This window comes from Nostoc cf. edaphicum LEGE 07299, assembly GCF_015207245.1.
GTDB classification, from domain to species: domain Bacteria; phylum Cyanobacteriota; class Cyanobacteriia; order Cyanobacteriales; family Nostocaceae; genus Nostoc; species Nostoc edaphicum_B.
Map to the genome: position 1 here is coordinate 1 of NZ_JADEXF010000141.1, position 7,471 is coordinate 7,471.

A 7,471-nucleotide genomic window follows, 5' to 3' on the forward strand; every position below is an offset into this window, starting at 1 on the left:
GAGTTAAACGCTGTTCGGCGGCTGCTGCCAATTCCAACACCCGCAATCTTGAGGTTGCTGGATTGAGACTTTCCACACTTACAACATCGACTTCTCCCTTAGTCAGTGTCCCCGTTTTATCAAAAACTATGGTATCAACTTCTGCTAGTTGTTCTAACGCCCGTCCGCTACGGATAAGAATACCCCGTCGTGCAGCATAAGTTAATGCTGCTAAAACTGTTGTCGGGACTGATACTCGAATACCTGTAGCAAAGTCTAGAGTTAAAACGCTGGCTGCCCGTGAAGGGTTACGGGTTGCGGCAAATACTGCCCCGCCAAGTAACAAAGTTGGCACAACAGCTTTTTGAGCAAATTTCGTGGCATAATTCTCCATCCGGGTATCGTGGACAGGTGCTTCTTGCATTAACTTAATGCTTTGTCCGGCGCGGGTATCATTGCCTATCCATTCTGCAAGAATATAAATTCGTCCTTCGCGTACCAGCGTTGAGGCGAAAACTGGTTGTCCTTTTTTCTTCAACACTGGCATCGACTCGCCAGTTAATTTCTGCTCATCTAGCAGGGCTTTACCTCGCAAAATGCTACCATCAACCGGCACTTGTTCGCCAGGGTAAACAATCACTGTATCGCCACGTTGCACATCTTGAATGGGAATTTGTTGCTTGTCGCCATTGCGTTCCACCCAGACAAATTGCCCCAGAGAACTAAGTAAATCTAGAGTTTGTTGAGCAGAAGAACGAGCCGTGCGATCGCGGATATTTTCGCCCACTTCAATTAAACCCAGCATCAGCGATGGAGTGAGAAATTGCCCTTGGAAGGTAGTAATAGCGATCGCCATCAAATCCAAAAAGTCAATATTCAATTTTCGCTCTAGTTTAATACCTTCCCAGGCTCGTTGGACAACGGGTAGTGTAGCAATGGCGATCGGAAGCGCTACTATCAAAGGCGGGATCGATAATCCTAACGGCCCTCCTAGTACTGCTAAAGTAGTGGCAATGGCGGAGAGCTGTAAACCTGGCCAAGATGGCTCTTTTTCAGTTTCCGATGATGTAGAGTTTTTGAGAACGACTACCTCACTAGCAGCCTGAATCAAATCGTGAAGGTGCGATCGCATCTTCGCATCGGAAACTTTATCAGATTTATAAGTAACTGCAACTGACATTGCCGCAGGCTTGACACGGACATTTTTCACCAGCGCATCTGCTGTTAATAACACTTCCAGACGCTTGGCATAATCGGCATCACAGCGTAAACGAGGTAGGCGAAACCGTACTCTTCCCAGAGTTGTATGGACAATGCTGTAGGTAACGTTGGGTAACTCTCCTTGAGAGTGTCCATTAGTCTCAATTAAAGAAACTTTTCTATTCCCTTCCAACACAGTGAATTGAGATTTTGGGGGTGATGGTAGTTGCAGTGCTACTTTTGCCATTACTTGTCTTTAATCCAAAATTTTTACACTTCGATGAAAATTAGGCTCTTTACTGAGATAAAGAGAGAAAATTAGCCACCAATCCTACGAAATTGATTAGCTATCATTTGGTTATTTGTCATTAGCTGGATTCGTTAGCTAACTTATCGCTGTGGCGGGATCATTGGCGGATTCAATTAGATTGGCTAGATGAGATATTTGTGTTGACAAAAAGCTTTGCACTCGCTCCTGAGAATTCCGCATCATTCCAGTTTTATAGGTAATGACAACTGATTTCGCAGCGCTATTAACTCGCTCACTTGTAACTGTAGAATCTGATTTGAGTAATGTCTCTAACCGTTGGACATATTTTGGATCGCAGGCAATTCGAGGCACACGAAACCTTACTCTTCCGGGAATTGCATGAGCAATGCTATAAGCTACTTTTGCAGGTTTTTTTGGTTGTTGAATTACAGAATCAGTCGAGGATACCGAATTGCTTTTAGTCTTAGAGACTGACGCATCCGCAGAAGTTAAGGAGAATGTTGCTGATTTCTGCTTATCTGCTTGGTTTTTTGGCTTTCTATCCTGCTTGTCTTCTGTCGCCACTACCGCTGAGTATGGTTTGAATTGGTTTGCAGATCCCGGATTACCAGCCAACTGAATCAAATTAGCTAAGTGCGATCGCATCTTAACATCTGACATTACATCAGATTTATAGGTAATAGCAATTGACCCTACCATCGTAGTATTCACTTGCTGATTGATTACCAAAGGCTCATTGGCAAGCAAGGCGAGAAGACGTTCCACATATTTTGGATCTTCGCTAATCTGGGGTATGCAAAACGCTACTTGTCCGGGAAATGCACAAATAATGCTATATGCTACCCTTGCAGGCGGCGTTGCTGGGCAATTAATCTCGTCTGTGACTGTTTGCTCTTGTTTTTTGTCTAAATTTGCTGCCGTTTCTAAATTTAAACCAGTCATAATTGCCCTCCAGCATTCCGCAATTTGAAACTGTATATTTAAGTTCCCAAGGGTAAGTTCGCCATCATACCTAATGAGAAAGACATCGCAGGCGATTTTAGGCTACTCCAGAGACTGGATAACTGGGGAGTTGTTTGGTTTGCCGTTGTTGCGTCTGTAACTTCAGCAGCTTGAGCAACAGGAGTAGTATGATTTACCGTTGTTATGTCTGTAACTTCAGGAGTCTGAGCAACAGGAGTAGTATGATTCGTCGTTGTTGCGTCTGTAACTTCAGCCTTCTGAGCAACAGGAGTAGTATGATTTGTCGTTGTTGTGTCTGTAACTTCAGCCGTCTGACTAACTTCTTCTAAGGGTTGTTTCGTCGTTGTGATCCCTACTGTTGGTGGGTTTGTCTCTAACGCTAATTCCATCAGACTCACCCAATGAGATAATGGAATCTCACGAGACTGATAAGCGATCGCGATCGATGCTGCACCAAAATTCACACGCACACTTGTAACTTGAGCATCGGTTTTCACTATTCTCTCAAGTCGCCGCCCATAGGCTCGATCTTCAGCAATTTTTGGCACATTGAAGCGAATACGTCCACCAATTGCATGGACTACACTGTAGTCAATCTTTGCAGGTGCTACCACCTTGCTAGCCTTCTCAAGATTATTTGTTGACTTTTCTGGTTGGATAGTAGATTTGCGCTCCTCTTTTGATAATTCCGATATCGCAGAACTGGTGTTATTACCTTCGTTTTTTTCTGATGTCAGAACTTGAGAGCCAAGATAACCAATTACACCACGGGTTGCATCCGCCGCAATCATATAAACTGGAATCGATATCCAGCCATGAATTCCCAAACCTCCAGTTACCGCCAAGCCTGTCATCATCGGAATTAAGGAAATACCTTGCTCTTTCCAAAATGAAGGCGATTTCCAAGCTGCAAAGGGATCTGTCTTGCTAGGTGAATCAGACGAAGCCTGCGGCTGTTGAATCTTAAGATCGGATTTTAGCGCCAAAATTTGCGCTAATGATAGCTTATCTTCATCAAAATTAACTACCAAACTACCCGTTTGCTCATTCACGGCAACTTCCCTCACTCCTTCTATGGAGCGTAAATCTTGGGCTATATTGTCTAATATCGAGTTAAGACTACTGTCAGTAGTACGGAGTCGCACGCGCCCGGTAGTTAAATGAACTATTTGCAAGCCAGCTGAAGGCTGTGACTCCGTTGACTCTGCCATTGCTTTAGTTGTATTATGCTTATCTTTATTAGTTTGTTGTGTAGAGATTAAGTCAGATGATATTTTACCCCACAGACTTAATTTTTCCTGATTAATGATACTTTTAGTCATTTCCTCGATTACCCAATAGCTCAATCAAGCAATAGGTTAACAATAGATTAACAACAGGTTAACTCTAACACGTAGCTTTGAGGTTAAATCTATTTCTTGCGGATTATTTTGTATTAAAAGTTATTAAGATTTGATGTTCATATCCTTGTTTATTGTTTTCCAAGAGTAACAAAACAGCTTTATTTAGCTCCTTTAAGAGCCTAGAATTGCGACAAAATTAGAAAATTAGTGCAATCGCGACTCCTTCCATTTCATCAGCACCCCATCCACACACGCAATCCCCCAATGCGGGAACTTTGCCAGCAACTTCTTGATGGCGATCGCAAGTGTCGGATCATCATTCCAGCACTCTGCAAGAAATCAAAACCCGGATTCTGCCCCGAATTCGCCGCGACGCGTGAGTTTCTGCATAGGTTCTGGTTGTACATTTGACCAAAGCTACACAGCGATCGCAGCATATAGAGGCTATGCCTTGAGAACTATGTTACCTTTTTCAACTTTAGAAGCTCTACCTATTGAGCGACAACGAGCAGAGGATTCATAATTTACAATGCAGCGAGGATTTAACTATTAATTAGTTAAATCCTCGTTGCTTAATAAAACTTACAGCATCAACAGAGAGATATTATAGAACTCAATTAATTGTGTCTTTGAAATTTATCCAACCAAATCAAGATTATGACTTTTAAACTTGCATTGTGGATACTGTGGGCTGGATTTATCGCCTATATTTTATTGTTGGCACCGCCTTTACACTTAAATGAAACGTTAACGTTGTTGAAAAATATATTTACTCTTCAGTGGGCTGCTATTAATCCAATTATCCTTTCTTTATTTTCTCTAGTGGGTATTTGGCTATTAATTTACAGTAGTTTATTGTTCATTGATGGCAGGATGCAACCGATTCCTTTTTGGCCTTTTGCCCTAGCATCAGTGGGTTCAGGTGTAATTGGTCTTTTGCCGTATCTGGCTTTGCGTGAACCTAATCAACAATTTTCGGGACAGAAGGATGCTTTTTTGAGTCTGTTGGATTCTCGCTTTTACGGTATCGTCTTAACTTTCAGTACAGTTGTTTTGCTTGTCTATGGTTTTGCCTTCGGTGATTGGGGAGATTATGTACAGCAGTTTCAAAACGATCGCTTTATCAATGGTATGAGTTTGGCATTTTGCCTGTTTTACCTTTTATTTCCTAGTGTCGTTGGTGATGATATGGCTCGTCGCCGTTTCCCTGATGCCCAGGTATTTTTAGCAGTGGTATTTGTTCCCTTAGTCGGTTCTCTTGCTTATCTTTGCCTGCGCCCACCACTCGTGTCATCAAATATTCGTGAAGAATCATTAATAACTAATCGCTAATAGTTCTGTAAGTCAAAATTGGGTGGGCTGGGCGATCGCTTAGTTGACTTTAATAAGCTGTTAACTAATTCGTTTGCCAATCGCTTTTGAGAATCCCATAGTCAACAATATCTACGTAATCAACCCCATTTAAATCTATGCTGGCGGCGACACCCTCATAAACCATACCAATTTTTTGCATAAATTGTGCTGATGCGGGGTTATGGGAAAAGTGTCCCGAATGAATGGGGTGGAGCCGCAATATTTATTTATATTTAATATAAGAAAAATCGTTAAAAAATAAAAGTTTTAATTTCTACAATGTGCAGGAGAATAAATAATGGCGTGGGTGTATTTGTTGGTTGCAGGGTTGTTAGAGATTGCATGGGCAATTGGTCTGAAATATTCACAAGGCTTTACTAAGCTGGCTTTCAGTATTCCTACAGTTGTTTGTATGATATTGAGTTTTTTCTTTTTATCGATAGCACTACGCACATTACCAGTAAGTACTGCTTACGCTGTTTGGACTGGGATAGGAGCAATGGGTACGGCTTTATTAGGAGTATTTTTATTGGGTGAACCTGCTTCTGTAAAGCGTTTTATTTGTATTGGCTTAATTTTGGCAGGTGTACTGGGACTCAGATTAGTGTCAAGTCATTAATCCTGCCAAAATTAAACCTAACTTTTCCTGTTATCTTTTTGTAGAGCTATCATTTATTATGCACATATCCCGAAACACTATTCTCTCGTGATTTATTACCAGTGAACTACCCTGTTTCCCATGCTTAGATTTGAACTTAGGAAATCCAGCACGTTTCTCAAAAAAGTTTTTATTCAGTAAATTTAAACAAATGTATGTCCCTAACTTTACTGAGTTTGATTCCAGAATTTACACAGAATGAGGGTTGAACCATCATTTGAGTAATCATAAGCTGTATGTCTCGTTTAATTTAGCGGACTGGCGGTATTTTAACAAACATCCCCATACTGGTTTTTGTCCTCAGCTAAGTCAATTATAGGAGTTGGTAGTCTTGAAATAGTTAACTGTAACGCTTGCATTTGAGGAAAATCACGCTTAATAATTTCGATAGCTTTTCTTTGACTCTCTTGATTTTTAACGATCAGTTGTGCAGTGCCATCCCCCTGAGAACCTACGCCTTTTCCTCCGAAGATATAAGGCTTAAGTGGCTCGTGATGGAGAAGCAGATGCAGCTTTTTTGCAGTTAATTGATCGGGACAAGCCGGAACTACGTAACGATCAAATTCCGCTTGGGCTTTTGTCATTAAAGCTCCAAGAAGTTGGGCATCTCCGAGTTGTATTGCTTCAACTGCTGCTTGGGTAATTTCAGAGCTAATAGAACCAAAATATTTTTGGACATTTTGCTCTATTGAATTAGTAGCCAAAGGATAACACTGATTCAATCGTCTTAGTATTTCTTGTGTGTTTTTGCTACCGCCGAGATCGACAATCACAAAAAACAAATCCTCACTCACTTTCAATTCAAGTAGGTCGATTTTTTCACCATCAAATATCATCAATATTGGGCGATTTCCATAAGCACAAGCCTGATCCATACGGCCACAAAGGCTAGGAGTGGTTCTTTCTCCCAGATAGGCAAACTCCATTTCTGAACGAATTGTCATCTTCAAGTCATACACACGATTAAAAGACCGAGCAATGAGAACACAAAAGGCAGCACTCGAAGATAATCCCTTTTGGATGGGTAAGTCGGTTAGATAATTATCAACCTCAAGTCCGCCAACACCATAGTGAGTCAGAAATTGATAAGCTGTACCAGCAGCATAACTAAAAAAACCACCCTTTGCTGCTATGCATTTAAGGGTATTAGATTCCATAGGTAATCTCAACGGTTCATAACTCCTGCCATCATTGAGAGAAGTACGAATAATTAATTCAGTAGAATTAGGTTTGACCGAGGCATAAATTCCTTGATTAGTACCAACAATTAAGGTGTAGCCCTTTTCGATAAGAGGATTAACACTGCGATATTCTCCTGCCCAATCGCTGTGTTCTCCAAACAAACAAAGACGGCCTGGAACAAAAATTCTCATTTTAAGTTTCCTGTTCTTAATCGAGGTATATTATTGCGATTGACTTGAATAAACAACATATCATTCATCTGTTTGGGCTAACGGGCACAGAAGGTAATCACGGTGAAGATGTTAAATAGTATTACTTTTATCTTGACAATACGCCCACCCATTCCTACATGAAATGCTTGTTGTACAAGTATCCCCAACAAGCATTTCCCTACACGTAACTGGTACAAAAAGATCAGCGCCGAAGTAAATTTGAGCTATTTGATACGGGCATCTTTGCTGAGAGGATGTTTTAAAAGTGGTTGGCTGTGATTTTAATCGAATGATTACCCCCCTTAATCCC

Annotated in this window: 7 protein-coding genes and 1 pseudogene; 4 read left to right on the forward strand and 4 right to left on the reverse strand. The window is 41.2% G+C overall.

Going from position 1 to position 7,471, the window contains the following annotated elements; all coding sequences use genetic code 11:
* The 3 genes from IQ229_RS06160 to IQ229_RS06170 all read right to left on the reverse strand — a co-directional run.
* Positions 1–1,426 (reverse strand): HAD-IC family P-type ATPase (locus IQ229_RS06160; protein ID WP_194042188.1); only part of this gene is annotated, 1,426 nt, incomplete at its 3' end.
* 138 nt (positions 1,427–1,564) lie between these two features.
* Complete coding sequence (locus IQ229_RS06165; protein WP_194042190.1) at positions 1,565–2,392, reverse strand: hypothetical protein; 828 nt, start codon at positions 2,390–2,392, stop codon at positions 1,565–1,567.
* A 38-nt stretch (positions 2,393–2,430) separates the two neighbouring features.
* Positions 2,431–3,735, reverse strand: a complete 1,305-nt coding sequence (locus IQ229_RS06170) for an HMA2 domain-containing protein (protein WP_194042192.1) — start codon at positions 3,733–3,735, stop codon at positions 2,431–2,433.
* A gap of 313 nt (positions 3,736–4,048) precedes the next feature.
* On the opposite strand from IQ229_RS06170, the gene IQ229_RS06175 reads away from it, so the two are divergent.
* From IQ229_RS06175 to sugE, 3 genes are all read left to right on the forward strand, one after another.
* Positions 4,049–4,279, forward strand: coding sequence for a hypothetical protein (locus IQ229_RS06175; protein WP_194042194.1), 231 nt, complete (start codon positions 4,049–4,051; stop codon positions 4,277–4,279).
* Positions 4,280–4,413: 134 nt separating this feature from the next.
* Positions 4,414–5,088, forward strand: a complete 675-nt coding sequence (locus IQ229_RS06180; RefSeq protein WP_194042196.1) for a hypothetical protein — start codon at positions 4,414–4,416, stop codon at positions 5,086–5,088.
* 319 nt (positions 5,089–5,407) lie between these two features.
* Positions 5,408–5,728: a quaternary ammonium compound efflux SMR transporter SugE gene (gene sugE / locus IQ229_RS06185; protein ID WP_194042198.1), complete on the forward strand. Its 321-nt coding sequence runs from the start codon at positions 5,408–5,410 to the stop codon at positions 5,726–5,728.
* A gap of 308 nt (positions 5,729–6,036) precedes the next feature.
* On the opposite strand, the gene IQ229_RS06190 is transcribed toward sugE, so the two are convergent.
* Positions 6,037–7,140 (reverse strand): mevalonate kinase family protein, encoded by a 1,104-nt coding sequence (locus IQ229_RS06190; RefSeq protein ID WP_194042200.1) that lies wholly within the window; start codon positions 7,138–7,140, stop codon positions 6,037–6,039.
* Between the two features lie 68 nt (positions 7,141–7,208).
* On the opposite strand from IQ229_RS06190, the pseudogene IQ229_RS23750 reads away from it, so the two are divergent.
* A pseudogene (locus IQ229_RS23750) lies at positions 7,209–7,421 on the forward strand (hypothetical protein); the annotation flags it as partial.
* Positions 7,422–7,471: the final 50 nt, after the last annotated feature.